Here is a 21,593-nt window from a genome sequence, read left to right as displayed (position 1 = left end):
GTTATGCTCGCCGTTCGTCGTGAACGCCGGAGCCCCCGACCCCATGTCCCCCATTCGCCTGCTTGCCCCCCTCGCCCTCGCCTTGCTGGCCGCGTGCGCCACGCAACCTGCACACAACGTGACCGTGGAAAAACAAAGCGAATGCCCGGTGCAACTCAGCAATGGGCAAAACCTGATCCTGACCCTGCCGAGCAATCCGACCACGGGCTATCGCTGGGCGATCCAGGATTCGGCCGGCGGCGTACTGCACGCCTTGGGGCCTGAGGTTTATCGAAACCCGGAAGATGCCGGCATCGTAGGTTCGGCCGGGGTTTCGACCTGGCGCTTTCAGGCTTTTGCGACCGGCACCGGGCGTTTGCGCCTGACCTCGCAACAGCCATGGGCACCGGAAGTGTTGCCGGTGGACTCGTTCGACTGCGCGATCTCGGTTAACTGACCGTGGGCTGGCTGATTCTGGCGCTGATGGGCGCGGTGACCTTTCTTTATGGCGTGAGCGTGCATGCCTCTCTGCTGTGTCTGCTGGTCAAGCCGCTGCCGGTGCTGGCCCTGCTCGGCTGGCTGCATGACGCACCGCCCGGCGAATATCGGCGCTGGATCAGCCTGGGCTTGATCTTTTCCTTGCTCGGCGACGTGTTGCTCGCTTGGCCGGGGGACTTGTTCGTGTTTGGCCTGGGCGCGTTTCTGGTTGCGCATCTGGCCTATCTGAAAGCCTACCTGAGCGATTGCCGGCGTCTGGCTCCTTTCCCCCTGATCATCGCCCTCGGCGTCGGTGCGGTGCTATTGGGGATTCTGATTGCTCATGGACTGGGGCCACTGCTGATCCCGGTGATCGTCTACGGCCTGGCCATCAGCGCCATGCTCTGGCGCGCGCTCGCGCGGCTCGGCACTGACGTGCCCAAGCGTTCGGCGCTGCTGGCGGCGGCGGGTGCGGTAGCGTTTGTGTTCTCCGACAGCGTGATTGGCATCAGTCGCTTTGTGGTGCCGTTCGACGCGGCGGCTTATGTGATCATCCTCAGCTATTGGCTGGGGCAATGGGGCATCACTGCCTCGGCATTCACTCAGAAACCGCGATAGCAATATCACTGAACACAAAGACTTTGCAGGCTGCTTGGCGGTTTATCAGACAACCCGCGCATCCCCACGCCAACTTGGCTAAAATGCCGGCCTTTTCCACCTACGCCGCTGGAACCGCCGTGAGCAAAGAATCCGATCGCCTTTTCGCCCAGCCTTTGGCCCAGGTGCCTGACTTCGCCTTTAACGAGGATGTGGTGCGGGTGTTCCCGGACATGATCAAGCGCTCGGTGCCGGGCTATCCGACCATCGTCGAAAACCTTGGCGTGCTCGCCGCGCAGTTCGCCCAGCCCAATAGCGTGCTCTACGACCTGGGCTCGTCGCTGGGGGCCGTGACCCAGGCCCTGCGCCGGCACGTGCGCACCGACGGTTGCCGGGTGATTGCTGTGGATAACTCGACGGCGATGGTCGAACGCTGCCGCGAGTACCTCAACGGACAGGATTCGATGTTTCAGGAGTTGCTGCCGGTCGAAGTGATCGAAGGCGACATCCTCGCTCTGGAGTTCCAGCCTGCCTCGGTAGTAGCGCTGAACTTCACCCTGCAATTCATTGCCCCGGAGCAGCGCACGGCGTTGTTATCGCGCATCCGCCAATCGCTGTTGCCTGGCGGTGCCCTGATCCTCTCGGAAAAACTGCGCTTTGAAGACGAGCAGGAGCACGCACTGCTCACTGACCTGCACATTGCCTTCAAACGCGCCAACGGCTACAGCGAACTGGAAATCGCCCAGAAGCGCAGCGCCATCGAAAACGTCATGAAGCCCGACAGCCTCGAAGAACACCGCGAACGCCTGCTGGCCGCCGGGTTCTCGAAAGTCGTGCCGTGGTTCCAGTGTCTTAACTTTGCCTCGTTGATTGCCTTGCCATGATTGATCTGTCCCCCCTCGCCCGCCGTCTGGCCGGCACCCCGCTGGCCGACTGGGCCAACACCCTGCAAGCGCAACTCGACAAGAAAATGGAAAAAGGTCATGGCGACCTGGAGCGCTGGCAAAGCGCGCTGGACGCCTTGCCGAAAATCCAGCCGAGCGAAGTCGATTTGCTCAACGGCTTGAAGCTGGACACCGACTGCGACGATGCAACCCGCGCGCAAATGCGCACCGCGTTGATGGGCTTGTCGCCATGGCGCAAGGGGCCGTTCGACCTGTTCGGTGTGCACGTCGACACCGAATGGCGCTCGGACTGGAAATGGTCCCGCGTGGCACCGCACCTGGACCTTGCGGGCAAGCGCATCCTCGATGTCGGCTGCGGCAACGGCTATTACATGTGGCGCATGCTCGGCGCCGGCGCGGACAGCGTGATCGGTGTCGATCCGAACTGGCTCTTTTTCTGCCAATTCCAGGCCGTACAGCGTTACCTGTCGGAGCCGAACGCCTGGCACCTGCCGTTTCCCTTTGAAGACCTGCCGCCGAACCTCGAAGGCTTCGACACGGTGTTTTCCATGGGCGTGTTCTATCACCGCCGTTCGCCCATCGAGCATTTGCTGGCGCTGAAGGATTGCCTGGTCAAGGGCGGTGAACTGGTGCTGGAAACGCTGGTGGTCGAAGGCGACAAGCATCAGGTGCTGGTGCCGGAAGACCGCTATGCGCAGATGCGTAACGTGTGGTTCCTGCCGTCGGTGCCGGCGCTGGAGCTGTGGCTGCGTCGTGCCGGGTTCACCGATGTGAAGTGCGTGGATGTGAGCACTACCACGGTCGCGGAACAGCGCGGGACGGAGTGGATGAAGTATCAGTCGCTCAGTGACTTCCTCGATCCGGAAGACCACAGCAAGACCATTGAAGGGCTGCCGGCGCCGATGCGGGCGGTCATCGTCGCTCGCAAATAAATCTCCAGACAATGGAGATCCCCTGTAGGAGCGAGCTTGCTCGCGATGGAGTGTCAGGTTCATTGATGTCGACTGATCCACCATCGCGAGCAAGCCCGCTCCCACAGGGGTTGGTGTTTAGTCTGAAGGCTTTGCTCTGCGCGCCTTGAAAAACTCGCTCAACACCGCCCCGCACTCCTGCGCCAACACCCCGCCTTCATACAACACCCGGTGATTCAAAAAGCCCTGGGTAAAGAACTGCCCCTGGCTCTGCACAATCCCGGCTTTCGGCTCCAGCGCGCCGTACACCACCCGCGTTATCCGCGAATGCACGATCAGGCCGGCGCACATGCTGCACGGTTCCAGCGTCACGTACAGCGTGCTGCCCGGCAGGCGATAGTTGCTCACCGCTTGTGCAGCGGCGCGGATCGCGACCATTTCCGCGTGGGCGCTGGGATCGCTGGCGCTGATCGGGCAGTTGAAGCCGCGACCGATGATTTCCCCGTCCTGCACCAGCACCGCGCCCACCGGCACTTCGCCCAGGGCTGCGCCTTGAGCCGCCAGGGCCAGGGCTTCGCGCATGAAGTCGCGGTCACGGCTGCGGTCGACGATCGCGGCGGGACGAATCTGACGCATCACGCCACCTCGATGGCGGCCATCAGGCCAGTTTCCATGTGGTCGATCACATGGCAATGGAACATCCACACCCCGGGGTTATCCGCCACCAGCGCCACTTGCGCGCGCTCGTTCTTGCCCAGCAGGTAGGTGTCGGTGAAATACGGAATGACCTTGTGCCGGTTCGAGGCGATGACCTTGAAACTCATGCCGTGCAGGTGGATCGGGTGCTGATACTGAGTCATGTTTTTCAATTCGAAAATGTAGCTCTTGCCCTTCTCGAGCTTGGCAATCGGGCGGTCGGCGCAGGTCTTGTCGGTAATGTCCCAGGCCTTGCCGTTAATTTGCCACAGGCTCGGCGGTTTGCCATTGTCGACATTGACCGATACCGAGCCGGCCCATTCAAAATTGAAGTTGAGTTTCTCGGCATTGCTCAGGTCGGGCTCGGCGATCGGGTTGGCCGGCAGTGCAGGTGGCCACTCGGTCGGCGCATCGCTATTGGCCACCGAACGGAACGTGCCCAGGCGCACCGGGCCGTTACGCAGGGACAATTCTTCACCGGCCGGCGGGGCCTTGATCGCCAGGCAAATGCGCATACCGGGGCCGAGCCAGTATTCCTTGCCCAGCGGGCGTGGTTCGATGGGGTTTCCGTCCAGCGCGTAGATCTGCGCTTCGACGCCGGGAATGTTCAGGCGATAGGTCAATGTGTTGTCGAGGTTGAGCAGGCGCACGCGGGTAATCTGCCCGGCCGGCAACTCGATCACCGCTTGCGGCACGCCATTGATGGTCGCCAGGCGCCCTGCCGTGCCGCCCCGGGCCGCTTCCCGGGGAATGCTGAACTCGACGAAATTGCCGACATCGTCGACATGCCAGCTCTTGAGGCTCAAGGTTTTTTCATACTTGAAACCGGTCGGCTCGCGTTCTTCGACGATCAGCGGCCCGACCAGCCCGCGACCGAGTTCTTCGCTGCTGTTCACGTGCGGGTGATACCAGTAGCTGCCGGCGTCCGGCACACGAAATTTGTAGTCGAAGTATTCACCCGGCAGCACCGGAAGCTGCGAGACGTAAGGCACGCCATCCATTTCCAGCGGCAAGCGGATGCCGTGCCAGTGAATAGTGGTGGCGACCGGCAGGTGATTGATAAAGCGCACCCGCAACCAGTCACCCTGGCGCGCCCGCAACTCGGTACCCGGCGCCGAAGGGCCGAACGCCCAGGCCTGGGTCTTGTGCCCGGCCACCAGCTCGACGTCCAGCGGTGCCGCGATCAGTTCATAGTCGTGGCCCGCGTCAGCGTCGGCCATCTTGCCCAACCAGTAACGCGACGCCCCCCCGGCTCCCACGCCAACGACAACAAGACCGGCCAGGCCACCGAGTATTTGGCGACGGGTAAAGGACATGAACTCAACTACCTCACGTATCAGCTACAGGCCCGGGGCCCGCAAAAGGCGAATACGATACACCCGCAGTTGTGAAAGAAACAGCAAAGCGGGCGTGACGACGGGCCGCAGGCAGGGCCGGCATAAACGCAAAAAGCCGCGTGAACTCACGTTCACACGGCTTTTCATCCTGCGATCAACCCTTCAGGGCTGGTGCGGGATCATTCCCACTCAATGGTCGCCGGCGGCTTGCTCGACACGTCGTAGGTGACGCGGGAGATGCCTTCGATTTCATTGATGATGCGGCCGCTGACGGTTTCCAGCAGTTCGTAAGGCAGGTGTGCCCAACGGGCGGTCATGAAGTCGATGGTTTCCACGGCACGCAGGGCCACGACCCAGGCGTAACGACGGCCATCGCCGACCACGCCAACCGATTTCACCGGCTGGAACACCACGAATGCCTGGCTGACCTTGTGGTACCAGTCGGCCTTGCGCAGTTCTTCGATGAAGATGTGGTCGGCACGACGCAGCAGGTCGGCGTATTCCTTCTTCACTTCACCGAGGATGCGCACGCCCAGGCCCGGGCCCGGGAACGGGTGACGGTAGACCATGTCGTACGGCAGGCCCAGTTCCAGGCCCAGACGACGGACTTCGTCCTTGAACAGCTCGCGCAGTGGCTCGACCAGCTTGAGGTTCATTTCTTCCGGCAGGCCGCCCACGTTGTGGTGCGACTTGATCACGTGGGCCTTGCCGCTTTTCGCGCCAGCCGACTCGATCACGTCCGGGTAGATGGTGCCCTGGGCCAGGTACTTGATGTTGTCCAGCTTGCAGGATTCGGCATCGAACACGTCGATGAAGGTACGGCCGATGATCTTGCGCTTCTTCTCCGGGTCGGCTTCGCCGGCCAGGTTGCCCAGGAACTGCTCCTCGGCGTTGGCGCGGATCACCTTGACGCCCATGTTCTCGGCGAACATGGCCATCACTTGCTCGCCTTCGTGCAGGCGCAGCAGGCCGTTGTCGACGAACACGCAAGTCAGTTGATCGCCGATGGCCTTGTGCAGCAGCGCGGCAACCACGGACGAGTCAACGCCGCCGGACAGACCGAGCAGGACGTTGTCGGTGCCGACCTGGGCGCGAACCTGGGCGATGGCGTCTTCAGCGATCTTCGACGGAGTCCACAGGGCTTCGCACTCGCAGATGTCGAGGATGAAGCGCGACAGAATACGACCGCCTTGCTTGGTGTGGGTCACTTCCGGGTGGAACTGCACGCCGTAGTAGCGACGCTCATCGCTGAACATGCCGGCGATCGGGCAGCTCGGGGTGCTGGCCAGGATGTGGAAGTCAGACGGCATTTTGGTGACCTTGTCACCGTGGCTCATCCATACGTCGAGGCCGAACAGGCCGTCGGCGTCGATGTGGTCTTCGATGCCGTCGAGCAGGCGGCTCTTGCCGACCACGTCAACGCGGGCATAGCCGAACTCACGCAGCTCGGAACCTTCAACCTTGCCGCCCAGTTGCTCGGCCATGGTCTGCATGCCATAGCAGATACCGAACACCGGTACGCCCAGGTCGAAAACGGCTTGCGGGCAGCGAGGGCTGTTGGCTTCGTGGACCGACTCCGGGCCGCCTGCGAGGATGACGCCTTTAGGAGCGAACTCGCGGATCGCATCTTCGTCCATGTCGAACGGGTGCAGTTCGCAGTACACGCCGATTTCACGCACGCGGCGGGCGATCAGCTGAGTGTACTGGGAACCGAAGTCGAGGATCAGGATGCGGTGAGCGTGAATGTCGAGGGCCATGATTCAGTCTCGTCTAAAAAATTCGGAAACAGTCGTGATTCAGAAACAACTCGGGGCTGAATAAAACAGCCCCGGTTGCTTAGCTTGTTGCTTGAAGGCTCAACCTACGCGGTAGTTCGGCGCTTCTTTGGTGATCTGCACGTCGTGAACGTGGGACTCGGCCATGCCGGCGCCGGTGATCCGCACGAACTCAGGCTTGGTGCGCATCTCTTCGATGTTGGCGCTACCGGTGTAGCCCATCGAAGAGCGCAGGCCGCCCATCAACTGGTGGATGATCGCGCTCAGGGTGCCCTTGTACGGAACACGCCCCTCGATGCCTTCCGGAACGAGCTTCTCGGCGCCTGCCGAGGAGTCCTGGAAGTAACGGTCGGAGGAGCCTTGAGCCTGGGACATGGCGCCCAGCGAACCCATGCCGCGATAAGCCTTGTACGAACGGCCCTGGAACAGTTCGATCTCGCCCGGAGCTTCTTCGGTACCGGCGAACATCGAGCCCATCATCACGCAGGAAGCACCGGCAACGATGGCCTTGGACAGGTCACCGGAGAAACGGATACCGCCGTCGGCGATCAACGGCACGCCAGTGCCTTCAAGGGCAGCGGCGACGTTGGCGATGGCACTGATTTGCGGCACGCCGACACCGGCGACGATACGGGTGGTGCAGATCGAGCCAGGGCCGATACCGACCTTGACTGCGTCAGCGCCGGCTTCGGCCAGGGCCTTGGCGGCAGCGCCGGTGGCAATGTTGCCGCCGATGACCTGCACTTCGGGGAAGTTCTGTTTGACCCAGCGAACGCGGTCGATCACGCCTTTGGAGTGACCGTGTGCGGTGTCGACCACCACCACGTCAACGCCGGCATTGACCAGGGCGGCTACGCGGTCACCGGTGTCTTTACCGGTGCCGACGGCCGCGCCAACGCGCAGACGACCTTGATCGTCCTTGCTGGCCAGCGGGTAAGCCTTGGCTTTTTCGATGTCGTTGACGGTCATCATGCCCTTGAGGGCGAATTTGTCGTCGACGATCAGCACGCGTTCGATGCGGTGCTTGTGCAGCAGTTCACGCACATCGTTCTTGTCGGCGCCTTCCTTGACCGTGACCAGACGCTCTTTAGGCGTCATCACTTCACGGACAGTGGCTTCCAGACGGTTCTCGAAACGCACGTCACGGGAGGTGACAATGCCGACCAGGTCGCCATTGTGCAGCACCGGAACGCCGGAGATGTTGTGCATGCGGGTCAGTTCGAACAACTCGCGCACGGTGGCGTCGGCGACGATGGTGATCGGGTCCTTGACCACACCGGCTTCGTAACGCTTGACCTTGCGCACTTCGGCAGCTTGCTGCTCGATGGTCATGTTCTTGTGGATGATGCCGATACCACCTTCCTGAGCCATGGCGATTGCCAGACGGGCTTCAGTGACGGTGTCCATGGCAGCGGAAACCAGTGGAATATTCAGCTCGATGCCACGGGTAAGGCGGGTCTTGAGACTGACTTCGTTAGGAAGCACCTCGGAATAACCGGGCACTAGGAGAATGTCGTCGAATGTCAGAGCTTCTTGGCTGATACGCAGCATCGCGGGGGCTCCCGAGCGGGAAAATGGAAGCGCGCCATTATAGTCAGACACCCCCTCGGGTTCAATGTAAAACTCTGACTATTATTGGCATTACGGATATACGGGAATCAAAACCATGAAATTGCTGTTTTTTTTGTAGGAGCGAGCTTGCTCGCGATGAAACTGAAGGCGGCACTTGTTTCCAGACAGCACGCGTCATCGTTTACGCCCATCGCGAGCAAGCTCGCTCCTACAGGTTTCAGAGTTCGACTTTTACCCAACTGACCGGCTGATCCAGCCAATCGGCGAACTCGTCGAGAAAGTGCTGTTTAAACCCGGCTTCGGCCCAGTTGTTGAAGATGAAACCGAGGTTGGAGAAGCCGCATTCCTGCAGGAACAGGAAGCCGTTGATGTCGTCTTCATGCCCGCATTCCGGGCAGGTGAAGTTGTCGGTGCGTCCTGGCATCCAGTCTTCCAGGCTTTCGAACAGGGCTTCACCGATTTCCTTGCGGCACTCGGCACAACCTGCTTCTCCAAGAAAACCCTTGGCCGGCGTATAGATGCAGCGCTTGGTGACAATTTCCAGGCCGTTGACGGCTTCGCCAAACGGCAGCGCTTCCGGATGCAGGACCACCTCACGGGCACCCTCGGCAATGGCGTGGCCCATGCGGTTGCCGGTGCGGCCGCAAGTGGTCAGTTCTTCCTGGATGATGTTCTTGCGCACCAGCCAGCGCACAACGGCCCTGGCCCGGGGTTCGTGCACCGGCAGGGTGGAGATTTTCGGGACGATGATGCTTTGGGAATTCATGGGTACAGGCCTGGAGCTTTGATGAAGAGACCTCAACGGTCGCGCGGACAAGACACATATTCACAAATTATAGGCTGACCCTGTGGGAGCGGGCTTGCCCGCGAAAAGGCCGGCAAATCCAACATCTACTCCGACTGACACACCGCCATCGCGGGCAAGCCCGCTCCCACAGGGAATTGCGGACCTGCCCGAACGGTTTTTACAGTTCTACGACAACCGCCTGCGAAGCACGGGTCGCCTTGGCGCGGGCGGCTTCGATCGATTCGTCGCGCGCCAGGGCCACGCCCATGCGGCGCTGACCGTTGACTTCAGGCTTGCCGAACAGACGCAGCGCGGTATCCGGCTCGCTCAAGGCAGCGCCCAGATTGGCGAAAGCGGTCTGGGTCGACTGCCCTTCCACCAGGATCACCGCCGAGGCCGATGGGCCAAACTGACGGATCAACGGAATCGGCAGACCGAGAATGGCCCGGGCGTGCAGGGCGAACTGCGACAGGTCCTGGGAAATCAGGGTCACCAGACCGGTGTCGTGCGGGCGCGGCGAGACTTCGCTGAACCACACCTGATCACCCTTGATGAACAGCTCGACGCCGAACAGACCACGGCCACCCAGGGCTTCGGTCACGGCTTTGGCGACGCGTTCGGATTCAGCCAGGGCAATCGGGCTCATGGCTTGCGGCTGCCAGGATTCCTGGTAGTCGCCCTTCTCCTGACGGTGGCCGACCGGCGCGCAGAAGGTGGTGCCGCCCACATGGCGCACGGTCAGCAGGGTGATTTCGTAGTCGAAATCGATGAAGCCTTCGATGATCACGCGACCTTTACCGGCGCGGCCACCTTCCTGGGCGTAGTCCCAGGCTTTCTGCATGTCATCGACGCTGCGCAGCAGGCTCTGGCCCTTGCCCGAAGAACTCATGACCGGCTTGACCACGCAGGGGAAACCGAGGTCTTCGACGGCTTTGCTGTAGTCCTCGAAGGTGTCGGCGAAGTGGTACGGCGAGGTTGGCAGGTCCAGCTCTTCGGCGGCCAGGCGACGGATGCCTTCGCGGTTCATGGTCAGTTGCGCGGCGCGGGCGGTCGGGATCACGTTGAAACCTTCGGCCTCCAGCTCCACCAGGGTCGAGGTGGCGATGGCTTCGATTTCCGGCACGATAAAGTGCGGCTTCTCGGCTTCGATCACGGCGCGCAAGGCCGCACCATCAAGCATGTTGATCACGTGGCTGCGGTGCGCAACCTGCATGGCCGGTGCGTTGGCGTAGCGATCCACGGCAATCACTTCAACGCCCAGGCGTTGCAGCTCGATCACCACTTCCTTGCCCAACTCGCCACAGCCACACATCAATACGCGGGTCGCGGTGGGCGACAATGGAGTTCCGATACGGGTCATCTGAAGGTCCTCAAGGAGCGGATCATCGCGGGACGCGCCATGCGCGCTTCCCATGGGGAGAAAGCGCGGCATTTTACATGAACTTCAGCCGACGACAGCCTGTTTGCGCAGGCGCCAGGCCATGATCAGCCACACGGCGGTGCCCCCGGCGTACTTCGAGCCATGATGCAACGCGATCCTTGTAGCAGCAGGCTTCGCCAGCTGCTACCGGTTGGGTGCTTTGTTGAGCATCCAGATCAACCCGCTGGCCTTGGCCCGCTCATGACACAACCCCAGCACCTTGCGGCGCTCGGCGTTGTCCATGCGGCTCCAGCGGGTGATTTCTTCCACCGTGCGCTGGCAACCGGTACAGATGTCATCCTCGTCCAGCGCGCAAATGTTCACGCAGGGCGATGCTACCGGGCGTTCGGTGTCGGTCATTGTTCCTGCTCGGCCAGATCGCGGGCATAACGCTGCGAGTTGTGCACGTAGTGAGCAGCGCTGGCCTCCAGCATTTTGATTTGCGGCTCGGTCAATTCGCGCACCACTTTGCCGGGTGAACCCATGACCAGCGATCCGTCCGGAATCTCCTTGCCTTCGCCGATCAGCGAATTGGCGCCGATGATGCAGTTCTTGCCAATCTTCGCGCCATTGAGAATCACCGCGTTGATGCCGATCAGGCTGTAATCGCCGACGGTACAGCCATGAAGCATGGCATTGTGGCCGATGGTCACGCCGGTGCCGATGACCAGCGGGTAGCCCATGTCGGTGTGCATCACGGTACCGTCCTGGACGTTGCTGTTCTTGCCGATGAGGATCAACTCATTGTCGCCGCGCAGTACAGTGTTGAACCAGACGTTGGCGCCCTCTTCCAGCTTGACCTTGCCCACCAGCACGGCATTGGGAGCAACCCAGCTCTGTGGATGGGTTTCGACGCGGGCGTCGCCCAGGCGGTATTTCATTGTGTTGTCCTCAAGGCTCAGGCAGGCAGGTTCAAACCATTCGAACGATGGCTTCAGGTATTGATAAAGCTTTTGGGAGGTTGGTGCAGGCTGATTTTCGCGTCATACAGCAAGTTGATCAACTCGACGATCATGATCGCCGTCAGCCCCCAGATCTTGTATTCACCAAAGCGATAGCTCGGCACATACCAGCTGTGGCCCTGATAATCGATGCGATGGGTATGTTCACGGGGATCTTTGCGGAAGAACTCCAGGGGCACGCTGAACACGGCGGCGATCTCGGCATCGTTGGCCTGGTATTCGACGAAATCCGGAATCACCCCGACATACGGGGTGACCTTGATGCCATGCAGGCTGATCAGCGGGCTGAGCGGGCCGATCACCTCGACCAGCCCCGGCGGCAGGCCGATCTCTTCTTCGGCCTCACGCAAGGCAGTAAAAATCAGGTCGGGGTCTTCGGGGTCACGGCGCCCGCCGGGAAAGGCGACTTCACCGCCATGGGTCGACAGTCCGCTGGCGCGCAGGGTCAACACCAGCTCTGGCTCGTCACTGCGGGTGATCGGCACCAGCACTGCGGCCTCGGGAAAACGATGGTCGGTCTCCAACGTGCGTGGTGTGTGGTTACTTACCCGATGCAGTAGCTCGTCCAGCATGAGTGTTCTCGATCTGTGCCTTACCCGGCATCATGCACCAATCGCTGCGGCCGCCCAACCCCCGCAACCGCCCCATGTCGCGAAACGACAACTTGCCGACAGACACTGCCGCACGCCAAGATAGGCCCAGCATTCAGGAACCCAAGCATGAAATTTTGCAGCCAGTGCGGCAACCCGGTGACCCAGCGCATTCCCGAAGGCGATTCCCGCCTGCGTTTTGTCTGCGACAGCTGTCAGGCCATTCACTACCAGAACCCCAATATCGTCGCCGGCTGCGTGGCGACCTGGGGCAGCAAGGTGTTGCTGTGCCGGCGGGCCATCGAGCCGCGCCGCGGCTACTGGACCCTGCCCGCGGGCTTCATGGAGAACGGCGAGACCATCGAGCAGGCGGCCATTCGCGAAACCGCCGAGGAAGCCTGCGCCCGGGTGCGCAACCTGAGCATCTATACCCTGATCGACGTGCCGCACATCAGCCAGGTACATGTGTTCTTCCGCGCCGAGCTGGCGGACCTGGACTTTTCTGCCGGCCCCGAGAGCCTGGAAGTGCAACTATTCGACGAAGCGGACATTCCTTGGGATGAGCTGGCTTTCCGCACGGTGGGCCGTACCTTAGAATGCTTCTTCGCTGACCGGCGGACCGAGATCTATCCCGTACGGTCTGAATCGATCCCGCCGCTTGCTCAGCCTGCCAATACCTGATGTCATCTTGTTATCATTCGAAGGCGCTGAACGATCGTCCGAACGCGCCCCGAGCCTTCGGCGGCTCCTGCAAAAACATCTATACATAAATAGTCGCGACACCTCCTGGGGAATCGTTTCAATGCGCTGGTTGCTTGCCCTGTTCTGTTTGTCGTTCGTCACGGTATCCCAGGCTTCTGCCGTGGAAACCCTGGACGGCAAGGTCATCGAGAAAATCCTGATTCTCAAGTCTTCCCATCAATTGCAATTGATCAATGACGGCAAGCCGCTCAAGACCTATCGCATTTCCCTGGGCAAGCGCCCCAAGGGGCCGAAGCTGATGGAAGGCGACAAACGCACCCCGGAAGGCTTCTACTGGGTCGACTGGCGCAAGACCAGTGATAAATTCAACCTGGCAATGCACATTTCCTACCCGAACATCAGCGACTCTGCCCGCGCCCGTCGTGAAGGCGTCGAGCCCGGCGGCATGATCATGATCCACGGCACCCCGGACACCGTGGACACCCCGGAAGACCTGTTCCACACCCTGGACTGGACCGACGGCTGCATCGCCATGCGCAACATGGACATGCGCGAAGTCTGGAACCTGGTGCCGGACGGCACGATGATCGAGATTCGTCCGTAATTCCCTCGACCATTGGTCGGCATCAAAAAATAAAATCAAAAGATCGCAGCCTGCGGCAGCTCCTACGGGGTGAATACCATTTCGCTCTGTAGGAGCTGCCGCAGGCTGCGATCTTTGTCGTTTTAAAGCCTACCGCTAATACCACTTCAAACCACCCCACCTCCAGCCAGCCACAATTGGCACATTCTTGTAAAACACCCGCGTTGACATGGTATGTAAGTGGTATTAGTTTCGCCTCACAACCGGGCGACAACAATCCTATATCCGCATCGGACAATGCCTACATGAACGACCTACAGGCCCTGCGCCCCGACGATACCCAACCCACGCCGTTGTATCTGCAACTGGCACGCAATCTGGAAGCGGCGATCCATGCCGGCCAGTGGAAAGCCGAACAGGCCATGCCTTCGGAGCGCAACCTGAGCGAGACGCTGGGCATCTCCCGCGTCACCGCCCGCAAGGCGCTGGAAGTGCTGTTCGAACAAGGCCTGATCCGCCGCAACCAGGGCTCCGGCACCTTCATCACGCCGCGCCTCGAACAACCGTTGTCGCGCCTTTCCGGTTTCAGTGAAATGCTCCGTCTCAAGGGTTTCGTGCCCGGCTCGCAATGGCTGGAGCGGGAAATCACCCTGCCGACCCACGAAGAGCTGATCCGCCTCGGCCTGTCGCCCAACGACAAAGTCGCGCGCCTCAAACGCCTGCGTAAAGCCGACGACACCGTAATGGCTATCGAGATGAGCACCCTGCCCGCCTCGATCATTCCCAAGCCGCAAATGGTCGGCGACTCCCTCTACGAATTCCTCGACGGCATCGGCAAACCGGTTGTCCGCGCCTTGCAGCATATCCAGGCGATCAACGCTTCGGACGAGTTCGCCGCGCTGGTCGGTATCGCCCCCGGCACCGCCATGCTGCTGATGACCCGGGTCGGCTACCTGGAAGACAACACGCCCATTGAAGTCACCGACACCTATTGCCGTAACGACTACTACGACTTTGTCGCAGAGCTTCGTAGATAAAGAGCTTCGTAGATAAAGAGCTGCGTCGCTAAACACCGAGAACCTCACATGTCCGAAGACAACATCCTCACCCCCGACGGCTGGGTACGCGGCCGGCTGGTTCACGAACACGGCAAGGTCGTCGCCATCGAAGGCGTGTCCTGCGATCCGGCGGACAACGATCTGCCGTACCTGCTGCCGGGCTTCATCGACCTGCACGTGCACGGCGGTGGCGGCAAAGACATCATGGAGGGCACGCCGGCCTTCGAAACCATCACCCGCACCCACGTGCGCTTCGGCACCACGTCGTTGCTGGCCACCACCATGACCGCACCGAACGAAGAGATCTTGCGCGTGCTCAAGGCCGTCGGCGAATTCTGTGAGCAGCGACCCCACGGCTGCGCCCGGGTGCTCGGTGTGCACCTCGAAGGCCCCTACATCAATCCCGGCAAACTCGGTGCGCAACCCAACTTCGCCCACACCGCGCTGATGGCCGAAGTCGAAGCGTACCTGGCGCTCGCACCGATCCGGGTGATCACCATTGCCCCGGAAATTGCCGGCCACGACGCCTTGATCCGCGACCTCAGCGCCCGTGGCATCCGCATGCAGATCGGCCACACCCTGGGCAGTTACGAGGAAGGCGTGGCTGCGCTGGCAGCCGGCGCCAGCAGTTTCACCCACCTCTACAACGCCATGAGCCCGCTGCATCACCGCGAACCGGGGATCGTCGGCGCCGCGTTGGCCCACGCCCAATACGCCGAACTGATTCCGGACTTGCTGCACGTGCACCCCGGCGCGATCCGCGTGGCCCTGCGTTCGATCCCGTGCCTGTACTGCGTCACCGACTCGACCGCCGCCGCCGGCATGCCCGACGGCGAATACAAGCTCGGCAGCCACACCGTGACCAAATGCCTGGGCGGCGTGCGCCTGCCCGACGGCACCCTGGCCGGCAGCACCCTGACCATGGATCAGGCCCTGCGCAATCTGGTGAAGATCGGCCTGCCCATCGCCGAAGCCTCGCAGCGCCTGTCGCAATTCCCCGCCGACTACCTCGGCATCACCGAACGCGGGCGCCTGCAATCGGGGGCCTGGGCCGACTGCGTGCGGCTGGATCGCTCACTGAAACTGACCGCCGTCATGGTCGAAGGAGAAGACATTGACTTCAAAAATGCTTGAAGAGGCGCTGTCCTCGTTCGAGGCCGTGCAAGCCCAGCTGCAACAACTCGATCCGCAGTTGATCGAGATCGCCGGCCGCCTGCGCCGTCAGCCGCCGCAAGTGGTCATGACCGTGGCGCGCGGCAGCTCCGACCACGCCGCCAGTTACTTCGCCTACCTGACCATGCAACTGCTGGGTATCCCGGTGGCGTCGTTGCCGATGTCGGTGGTGACCATGCAGCAGGCGCCGTTGAAGGTCAGCGGCCAGGTGGCATTCGCCTTTTCGCAATCGGGACAAAGCCCTGACCTGGTCAACAGCCTGCGCCTGTTACGCAAGCGCGGAGCCTTGAGCATTTCGCTGGTCAATGCCGAAGACTCGCCGCTGGAAGCCGCCTGCGAATTCAGCCTGCCACTGTGTGCTGGCATCGAAAGCAGCGTCGCCGCGACCAAGAGTTTTATCGCCACCCTCAGCGCCAGCGCCCGGCTGATTGGTCACTGGAAAGAAGACGCCGAACTGCTCGAGGCTGGTTCCGCCTTGCCCGAGGGACTGCGCGACGCCGCGCAACAGGACTGGAGCCCGGCCATCGACGCCTTGCGCGACTGTCAGCGGCTGATGGTGATCGGCCGTGGCGCCGGTTTCGCCATCGCCCAGGAAGCGGCGCTCAAGTTCAAGGAAACCTCGGCGATCCAGGCCGAAGCCTTCAGCAGCGCCGAAGTCCGTCACGGCCCGATGGCCTTGATCGGCGACAACTACCCGCTGCTGGTGTTCGCCCCACGGGGTGCCGAGCAGGCCGGTTTGCTGAGCCTGGCGGCCGACATGCGCCAGCGTGGCGCCCGTGTCCTGCTGGCCGCACCGGATGACGTGCTCGAACGCGACCTGACGCTGACCCGCGCCGAACACCCGGCCCTCGACCCGATTCTGGCGATCCAGAGTTTCTACGTGATGGCCGCCGGCCTGGCCGTGGCCCGCGGCATGGACCCGGACCAGCCGCGGCACTTGAGCAAAGTCACCCGTACGCACTAACCCCCCCTTGTAGGAGCGAGCTTGCTCGCGATGGACTAAAGAACGCCGCGTTTATCCAGCAAACACGCGTTTTCGTTGACGACCATCGCGAGCGAGCTCGCTCCTACAAGGAGGGCGTATTGATCCGATCCGATGTTTTGAATGAGACCGAGCCATGCATAACAACAATAAAGAGCTGACCTTAAGCGCCCCGCTCAGCGGCCCGGTGCTCACGCTCGCCAAAGTCCCGGACCCGGTGTTTGCCAGCGGTGCCATGGGCGACGGCATCGCCATCGATCCGCTCAACGACACCCTTCACGCCCCGTGTGCCGGCGTGGTGGTGCATGTCGCCCGCACCGGTCATGCGGTGACCCTACGGGCCGACAACGGCGCGGAATTGCTCCTGCACCTGGGCCTCGACACGGTCGAATTGCAGGGCCAGGGCTTCTCGATGCTGGTCAAGGAAGGTGCGCGCGTCGCCAATGGCCAACCGCTGCTGCGCTACGACCTGGACAAGGTTGCGCAACAGTGCAAAAGCCTGGTCAGCCTGCTGATCCTCACTAACAGCCAGGACTTTCAGGCACGGCCCATCACCCTCAAATCGGTGAAGGTCGGTGAGCCGCTGCTGCACATCATTCGTCGACAGACATCGACCGCAGAGGTCGATGTCGAGTTTGCCGGCGCAGAGGTTGTCGGCCTCGTACGCATTGCTCACCGTGGCGGCCTGCACGCGCGGCCGGCCGCGTTGATCCGTCAGACCGCGCAAGGTTTCAAAAGCAAATCGCGGCTGCATTTCGCCGGCAAGTCGGCAACCTGCGACAGCCTGATCGGCCTGATGGGGCTGGCCATCGGCGAACAGGCAGAAGTCCAGGTCAGTTGCCAGGGCCCGGATGCCGAAGCCGCGCTGCAAGCCTTGCTGACCGCGTTATCCACAGCCTTGGCCGAAGACAGTCACGCCACCGCGCCACCCACGATTGCCCAACGCAATCGCCCCGCCGAAGCCGGTGTGTTGCACGGCGTCTGTGCGGCGCCCGGCCTGGTCGGCGGGCCGCTGTTTCGCCTGAATGCGATCAGCCTGCCGGTGGATGCCGGCCATCATGATCCGCAGCAGCAACGGCAGGCTCTGGACGCGGCACTGAGCCAGGTGCGCAGCGACATCGACCACACCCTGGCCCAGGCAAAAAAACACAAGGACAGCGCCGAAGAGGCGATTTTCGCCGCACACCTGGCGCTGCTCGAAGATCCGGCCTTGCTGGGCGCCGCCAGTCAATCCGTCGCCCAGGGCACGGCCGCGACTCACGCCTGGAGCCAGGCCATCGACGCGCAATGCGAAGTGCTCCAGCAAACCGGTAGCACATTGCTCGCCGAACGCGCCAACGACCTGCGCGACCTCAAGCAACGGGTGCTGCGCGTATTGCTCGGCGATACCTGGCATTACGACGTGCCGGCCGGAGCCATCGTCGCGGCCCATGAGCTGACGCCCTCCGATTTGCTGCAACTGAGCCAGCAAGGCGTCGCCGGGCTGTGCATGGCTGAAGGCGGCGCGACCTCCCACGTGGCGATTCTGGCCCGGGGCAAAGGCCTGCCGTGCATGGTCGCACTGGGCTCGACGCTGCTGGATCAACGACAGGGGCAACCGGTGGTGCTGGACGCCGACGGAGGCCGTCTCGAACTGACACCCAATGCAGAGCGCCTGGCGGACGTGCGCCAGCTGCAACAGCAACAGCAACAACGCCGGGCCGAACAACAGGCCCAGGCGCATACACCGGCGCTGACCACCGATGGCCTGCACATCGAAGTCGCCGCCAACGTGGCGTCCAGCACGGAAGCGGCAGACGCATTGGCCAATGGCGCCGATGGCGTCGGCTTGCTGCGCACCGAGTTTCTCTTCGTCGACCGCCACACTGCTCCGGACGAACAGGAACAATGCCACGCCTATCAAGCCGTGCTCGATGCCATGGGCGACAAGTCGGTGATCATCCGCACCATCGACGTCGGCGGCGACAAGCAACTGGACTACCTGCCACTGCCCGCCGAGGCCAATCCGGTGCTCGGCCTGCGCGGCATTCGCCTGGCTCAGGTTCGCCCGGAACTGCTCGACCAGCAACTGCGCGCGCTGCTGCACCTGCGCCCGTTGTCACGCTGCCGGATCCTGCTGCCGATGATCACTGAAGTCGATGAGCTGCTGCACATCCGCCAGCGCCTCGACGCCTTGTGCGGTGAACTCGGTCTGACGCAACGCCCCGAACTGGGGGTGATGATTGAAGTGCCGGCCGCCGCGCTGCTGGCCGAGCAACTGGCGGAGCACGCGGACTTCCTGTCCATCGGCACCAACGACCTGTCGCAATACACCCTGGCCATGGACCGCGACCATGCCGGGCTCGCCGCGCGCGTCGATGCGCTGCACCCGGCCCTGCTGCGGTTGATCGCCCAGACCTGCGCCGGTGCGGCGCAGCACAAGCGTTGGGTCGGTGTGTGCGGTGCACTGGCTTCCGATCCGCTGGCCACGCCGGTACTGATCGGCCTGGGGGTCAGCGAGTTATCGGTGAGCCCGGTACAGATCGGTGAAATCAAGGACCGCGTGCGTCATCTCGACGCCAGCGAATGCCGGCGCATCAGCCATGACCTGCTCAAGCTGAGCAGCGCCAGCGCCGTGCGTCATGCCTGCCACCAGCATTGGCCTCTGAGCTAAAGAACAACAAGAATCCAGGGAGATCCGCCATGTACCAACTTTTCATTGAAGGCCTGCAGCGCCTCGGTCGCGCACTGATGCTGCCAATCGCGATCCTGCCGATTGCCGGCCTGTTGCTGCGCCTGGGCGATACCGACCTGCTGAACATCGCGATCATCCACGACGCCGGTCAGGTTATTTTCGCCAACCTGGCGATGATCTTCGCCATCGGCATCGCGGTCGGTTTCGCCAAAGACAACAACGGTACGGCGGGGCTTGCCGGGGTGATCGGCTACCTGGTGATGATCTCCACGCTCAAAGTGCTCGACCCGAGCATCAACATGGGCATGCTCGCCGGGATCGTCAGCGGCCTGATGGCCGGCGCGCTGTACAACCGTTTCAAGGACATCAAGCTGCCGGAATACCTGGCGTTCTTCGGTGGCCGGCGTTTCGTGCCGATCATCACCGGCTTCAGCGCGGTGGGCCTCGGCGTGGTGTTCGGCCTGATTTGGCCGCCGATCCAGCACGGCATCAACAGCTTCGGCGTATTGATGCTGGAAAGCGGCAGCATTGGCGCATTCATTTTCGGCGTGCTCAACCGCCTGCTGATCGTCACCGGCCTGCACCACATCATCAACAACATGGCATGGTTCGTCTTCGGCAACTTCACCGACCCGGCTACGGGCGCCCTCGTGACCGGCGACATCTCGCGCTACTTCGCCGGCGACCCCAAGGGCGGCCAATTCACCACCGGCATGTTCCCGATGATGCTCTTCGGCCTGCCCGCCGCGTGCCTGGCGATGTACCGCAACGCCTTGCCGGAACGACGCAAAGTCATGGGCGGGATCTTCCTGTCGATGGCCCTGACCTCGTTCCTCACTGGCGTCACCGAACCCGTCGAGTTCGCCTTCATGTTCCTTGCGCCACTGCTCTTCTTGTTGCACGCGCTGCTGACCGGCCTGTCGTTGGCCATCACCAACCTGCTGAACATCCACCTGGGGTTCACCTTCTCCGGTGGCTTCATCGACATGATCCTTGGCTGGGGCAAGTCCACCAACGGCTGGCTGGTGTTCCCGGTGGGCCTGGCGTACGCCGTGATCTATTACGTGGTGTTTGATTTCTGTATCCGCCGCTTCGACCTGAAAACCCCGGGACGTGAAGGTGTTACAGCCACTGAGCAAGTCGCCGTGGCCGACAACGAGCGTGCCGGGGCTTACATCAAGGCCCTGGGCGGTGCCGAAAACCTGATCACCGTCGGCGCCTGCACCACGCGCTTGCGCCTGGACATGGTGGATCGCCACAAGGCCTCGGATACAGATTTGAAAGCGCTCGGCGCCATGGCCGTGGTGCGTCCGGGCAAGGGCGGGAGTTTGCAGGTGGTGGTCGGGCCGATGGCCGATGCCATCGCCGACGAGATTCGCCTAGCGATGCCGGCGTTGGGTCGCGCCATCGTGTCGTCGCCTGCAGCGGTCATTGATAAACCCGCACCTCACGCCGTGGAAACACCTGAAGCCCGGCAATGGCTGGAGGCGCTGGGCGGTGGCGACAATGTACTGCAACTCGATTGCATCGCCATGACCCGCCTGCGCCTGCAACTGGCCGACGGCAAGGCCTTGTCGGAATGTGATTTGAAAGCGCTGGGTTGTCAGGGTGTGAGTCAGCTGGACGGTGGCGTCTGGCATCTGTTGGTTGGCGACAAGGCGTCGACCTTGAATGATGCGCTGGAAGCATTGGTCAATCGTAGCGAGGTCAGTGCCAAGGTTTAGATATTCGGTGCCTTATAGGCCGCCATCGCGAGCAAGCTCGCTCCCACATTGGAACTGTGTACGCCAAACCCTGTGGGAGCGAGCTTGCTCCGGGCGGCGATCCGACGATGAGGCCATCACAAACACCACAAAAATCCGGTCAACAAAAAACCCGCTGAAATCACTTTCAGCGGGTTTCTCATTTAAGCAGCCAGGAAGATCAGAAATCCTCCAGTCGCCACACTTCATAAGCCGGCGTCTCGTAGGGATGGCTCTGCTTCAGAGCCGCCACCACCGCGCGAATCAACTCATCGGCCACCACAAGCTCGACCTTCCATTCCTCGACCTGTTCGACCTGCCCCGCTTGCCCAATGAACGGCTGGCTGCCGTCCAGTGGGCGAAACTGGCCAGTGCCAAGCACCTGCCACGCACAGTGATCATAGTCACCGATTCGCCCGCCACCGGCGGCGAACACGGCACTCTTGACCACGTCGACATGACTGTCGGGAACAAAAAAGCTGAGCTTGTACACGGCGCTTAGTTCACCCACACACGAGCATTACGGAACATGCGCATCAGCGGTGCATCTTCGTTCCAGTCATCGGAACGCCACGAGTTCTGCACGGCGCGGAACACTCGCTCCGGGTGCGGCATCATGATCGTTACGCGACCGTCGCGGCTGGTCAGGCCGGTGATCCCGCGCGGCGAGC

General features: G+C 62.0%; 22 protein-coding genes and 1 pseudogene. 11 read left to right on the top strand and 12 right to left on the bottom strand.

What is annotated here, in order from left to right; all coding sequences use genetic code 11:
- Positions 1–43 precede the first annotated feature (43 nt).
- From PMI29_RS28815 to cmoB, 4 genes are all read left to right on the top strand, one after another.
- Complete coding sequence (locus PMI29_RS28815; RefSeq protein WP_007993298.1) at positions 44–436, top strand: protease inhibitor I42 family protein; 393 nt, start codon at positions 44–46, stop codon at positions 434–436.
- A gap of 2 nt (positions 437–438) precedes the next feature.
- Positions 439–1,074 (top strand): lysoplasmalogenase, encoded by a 636-nt coding sequence (locus PMI29_RS28820; protein ID WP_007993296.1) that lies wholly within the window; start codon positions 439–441, stop codon positions 1,072–1,074.
- An 83-nt stretch (positions 1,075–1,157) separates the two neighbouring features.
- Complete coding sequence (gene cmoA / locus PMI29_RS28825) at positions 1,158–1,937, top strand: carboxy-S-adenosyl-L-methionine synthase CmoA (RefSeq protein WP_007993294.1); 780 nt, start codon at positions 1,158–1,160, stop codon at positions 1,935–1,937.
- Entirely contained in the window at positions 1,934–2,890 is a 957-nt protein-coding gene (gene cmoB, locus PMI29_RS28830) for a tRNA 5-methoxyuridine(34)/uridine 5-oxyacetic acid(34) synthase CmoB (protein WP_007993292.1), read from the top strand. The genes cmoA and cmoB overlap by 4 nt, the downstream gene beginning before the upstream one ends.
- 117 nt (positions 2,891–3,007) lie before the next feature.
- Here the strand turns inward: cmoB and tadA are convergent, their stop codons facing one another.
- The 10 genes and pseudogenes from tadA to PMI29_RS28875 all read right to left on the bottom strand — a co-directional run bounded on the left by tadA (position 3,008) and on the right by PMI29_RS28875 (position 11,990).
- Entirely contained in the window at positions 3,008–3,505 is a 498-nt protein-coding gene (tadA, locus tag PMI29_RS28835) for a tRNA adenosine(34) deaminase TadA (protein ID WP_007993291.1), read from the bottom strand.
- Positions 3,505–4,881: a multicopper oxidase family protein gene (locus tag PMI29_RS28840; RefSeq protein ID WP_007993290.1), complete on the bottom strand. Its 1,377-nt coding sequence runs from the start codon at positions 4,879–4,881 to the stop codon at positions 3,505–3,507. The genes tadA and PMI29_RS28840 overlap by 1 nt, the downstream gene beginning before the upstream one ends.
- A 200-nt stretch (positions 4,882–5,081) precedes the next feature.
- Positions 5,082–6,659, bottom strand: coding sequence for a glutamine-hydrolyzing GMP synthase (gene guaA / locus PMI29_RS28845; protein WP_007982837.1), 1,578 nt, complete (start codon positions 6,657–6,659; stop codon positions 5,082–5,084).
- A gap of 99 nt (positions 6,660–6,758) precedes the next feature.
- The gene (gene guaB, locus PMI29_RS28850) at positions 6,759–8,228 is read right to left on the bottom strand and encodes an IMP dehydrogenase (RefSeq protein WP_007993289.1); all 1,470 of its coding nucleotides are present in this window, start codon (positions 8,226–8,228) and stop codon (positions 6,759–6,761) included.
- A gap of 238 nt (positions 8,229–8,466) precedes the next feature.
- The gene (locus tag PMI29_RS28855; RefSeq protein WP_007993286.1) at positions 8,467–9,015 is read right to left on the bottom strand and encodes a hypothetical protein; all 549 of its coding nucleotides are present in this window, start codon (positions 9,013–9,015) and stop codon (positions 8,467–8,469) included.
- A gap of 199 nt (positions 9,016–9,214) precedes the next feature.
- Complete coding sequence (gene purT / locus PMI29_RS28860) at positions 9,215–10,396, bottom strand: formate-dependent phosphoribosylglycinamide formyltransferase (RefSeq protein WP_007993284.1); 1,182 nt, start codon at positions 10,394–10,396, stop codon at positions 9,215–9,217.
- Between the two features lie 84 nt (positions 10,397–10,480).
- Positions 10,481–10,555: pseudogene (locus PMI29_RS32975) on the bottom strand (preQ0 transporter); the annotation flags it as partial.
- 45 nt (positions 10,556–10,600) lie between these two features.
- Positions 10,601–10,816 (bottom strand): DUF1289 domain-containing protein, encoded by a 216-nt coding sequence (locus PMI29_RS28865; RefSeq protein WP_007993283.1) that lies wholly within the window; start codon positions 10,814–10,816, stop codon positions 10,601–10,603.
- A complete protein-coding gene (locus PMI29_RS28870; protein WP_007982824.1) occupies positions 10,813–11,337 on the bottom strand; it encodes a gamma carbonic anhydrase family protein in 525 nt (174 codons plus the stop codon). The genes PMI29_RS28865 and PMI29_RS28870 overlap by 4 nt, the downstream gene beginning before the upstream one ends.
- A gap of 53 nt (positions 11,338–11,390) precedes the next feature.
- Positions 11,391–11,990, bottom strand: a complete 600-nt coding sequence (locus PMI29_RS28875; protein WP_007982822.1) for a CoA pyrophosphatase — start codon at positions 11,988–11,990, stop codon at positions 11,391–11,393.
- Positions 11,991–12,137: 147 nt separating this feature from the next.
- On the opposite strand from PMI29_RS28875, the gene PMI29_RS28880 reads away from it, so the two are divergent.
- The 7 genes from PMI29_RS28880 to nagE all read left to right on the top strand — a co-directional run bounded on the left by PMI29_RS28880 (position 12,138) and on the right by nagE (position 20,904).
- Complete coding sequence (locus PMI29_RS28880) at positions 12,138–12,689, top strand: NUDIX hydrolase (RefSeq protein ID WP_007993282.1); 552 nt, start codon at positions 12,138–12,140, stop codon at positions 12,687–12,689.
- Positions 12,690–12,810: 121 nt separating this feature from the next.
- Positions 12,811–13,314, top strand: coding sequence for a L,D-transpeptidase family protein (locus tag PMI29_RS28885; protein ID WP_007993281.1), 504 nt, complete (start codon positions 12,811–12,813; stop codon positions 13,312–13,314).
- A 284-nt stretch (positions 13,315–13,598) separates the two neighbouring features.
- The gene (locus tag PMI29_RS28890) at positions 13,599–14,330 is read left to right on the top strand and encodes a GntR family transcriptional regulator (RefSeq protein WP_007993280.1); all 732 of its coding nucleotides are present in this window, start codon (positions 13,599–13,601) and stop codon (positions 14,328–14,330) included.
- 48 nt (positions 14,331–14,378) lie between these two features.
- Complete coding sequence (nagA, locus tag PMI29_RS28895) at positions 14,379–15,485, top strand: N-acetylglucosamine-6-phosphate deacetylase (protein ID WP_007993279.1); 1,107 nt, start codon at positions 14,379–14,381, stop codon at positions 15,483–15,485.
- Positions 15,466–16,488 (top strand): SIS domain-containing protein, encoded by a 1,023-nt coding sequence (locus PMI29_RS28900; RefSeq protein WP_007993276.1) that lies wholly within the window; start codon positions 15,466–15,468, stop codon positions 16,486–16,488. The genes nagA and PMI29_RS28900 overlap by 20 nt, the downstream gene beginning before the upstream one ends.
- Positions 16,489–16,642: 154 nt before the next feature.
- Entirely contained in the window at positions 16,643–19,159 is a 2,517-nt protein-coding gene (gene ptsP, locus PMI29_RS28905; protein WP_007993275.1) for a phosphoenolpyruvate--protein phosphotransferase, read from the top strand.
- 29 nt (positions 19,160–19,188) lie between these two features.
- Entirely contained in the window at positions 19,189–20,904 is a 1,716-nt protein-coding gene (nagE, locus tag PMI29_RS28910; protein ID WP_007993273.1) for an N-acetylglucosamine-specific PTS transporter subunit IIBC, read from the top strand.
- Between the two features lie 199 nt (positions 20,905–21,103).
- On the opposite strand, the gene cutA is transcribed toward nagE, so the two are convergent.
- Positions 21,104–21,415 (bottom strand): Nif3-like dinuclear metal center hexameric protein, encoded by a 312-nt coding sequence (gene cutA, locus PMI29_RS28915; RefSeq protein WP_033051870.1) that lies wholly within the window; start codon positions 21,413–21,415, stop codon positions 21,104–21,106.
- A 5-nt stretch (positions 21,416–21,420) separates the two neighbouring features.
- On the bottom strand, positions 21,421–21,593 hold a 173-nt coding region (locus PMI29_RS32970), incomplete at its 5' end, for a phosphoribosylformylglycinamidine synthase subunit PurQ (protein ID WP_007993270.1).

Origin of the sequence: Pseudomonas sp. GM49 (assembly GCF_000282355.1) — a bacterium.
GTDB lineage: Bacteria > Pseudomonadota > Gammaproteobacteria > Pseudomonadales > Pseudomonadaceae > Aquipseudomonas.
This window is presented reverse-complemented; position numbering and strand designations above follow the sequence as displayed.

Excerpts from the sequence above, each read along its gene's own strand:
- PMI29_RS28815 (WP_007993298.1), top strand. The coding sequence starts at position 44 with ATGTCCCCCATTCGCCTGCTTGCCCCCCTCGCCCTCGCCTTGCTGGCC.
- cmoA (WP_007993294.1), top strand. The coding sequence starts at position 1,158 with ATGCCGGCCTTTTCCACCTACGCCGCTGGAACCGCCGTGAGCAAAGAA.
- cmoB (WP_007993292.1), top strand. The coding sequence starts at position 1,934 with ATGATTGATCTGTCCCCCCTCGCCCGCCGTCTGGCCGGCACCCCGCTG.
- tadA (WP_007993291.1), bottom strand. The coding sequence starts at position 3,505 with ATGCGTCAGATTCGTCCCGCCGCGATCGTCGACCGCAGCCGTGACCGC.
- PMI29_RS28840 (WP_007993290.1), bottom strand. The coding sequence starts at position 4,881 with ATGTCCTTTACCCGTCGCCAAATACTCGGTGGCCTGGCCGGTCTTGTT.
- guaA (WP_007982837.1), bottom strand. The coding sequence starts at position 6,659 with ATGGCCCTCGACATTCACGCTCACCGCATCCTGATCCTCGACTTCGGT.
- guaB (WP_007993289.1), bottom strand. The coding sequence starts at position 8,228 with ATGCTGCGTATCAGCCAAGAAGCTCTGACATTCGACGACATTCTCCTA.
- PMI29_RS28855 (WP_007993286.1), bottom strand. The coding sequence starts at position 9,015 with ATGAATTCCCAAAGCATCATCGTCCCGAAAATCTCCACCCTGCCGGTG.
- purT (WP_007993284.1), bottom strand. The coding sequence starts at position 10,396 with ATGACCCGTATCGGAACTCCATTGTCGCCCACCGCGACCCGCGTATTG.
- PMI29_RS28865 (WP_007993283.1), bottom strand. The coding sequence starts at position 10,816 with ATGACCGACACCGAACGCCCGGTAGCATCGCCCTGCGTGAACATTTGC.
- PMI29_RS28870 (WP_007982824.1), bottom strand. The coding sequence starts at position 11,337 with ATGAAATACCGCCTGGGCGACGCCCGCGTCGAAACCCATCCACAGAGC.
- PMI29_RS28875 (WP_007982822.1), bottom strand. The coding sequence starts at position 11,990 with ATGCTGGACGAGCTACTGCATCGGGTAAGTAACCACACACCACGCACG.
- PMI29_RS28880 (WP_007993282.1), top strand. The coding sequence starts at position 12,138 with ATGAAATTTTGCAGCCAGTGCGGCAACCCGGTGACCCAGCGCATTCCC.
- PMI29_RS28885 (WP_007993281.1), top strand. The coding sequence starts at position 12,811 with ATGCGCTGGTTGCTTGCCCTGTTCTGTTTGTCGTTCGTCACGGTATCC.
- PMI29_RS28890 (WP_007993280.1), top strand. The coding sequence starts at position 13,599 with ATGAACGACCTACAGGCCCTGCGCCCCGACGATACCCAACCCACGCCG.
- nagA (WP_007993279.1), top strand. The coding sequence starts at position 14,379 with ATGTCCGAAGACAACATCCTCACCCCCGACGGCTGGGTACGCGGCCGG.
- ptsP (WP_007993275.1), top strand. The coding sequence starts at position 16,643 with ATGCATAACAACAATAAAGAGCTGACCTTAAGCGCCCCGCTCAGCGGC.
- nagE (WP_007993273.1), top strand. The coding sequence starts at position 19,189 with ATGTACCAACTTTTCATTGAAGGCCTGCAGCGCCTCGGTCGCGCACTG.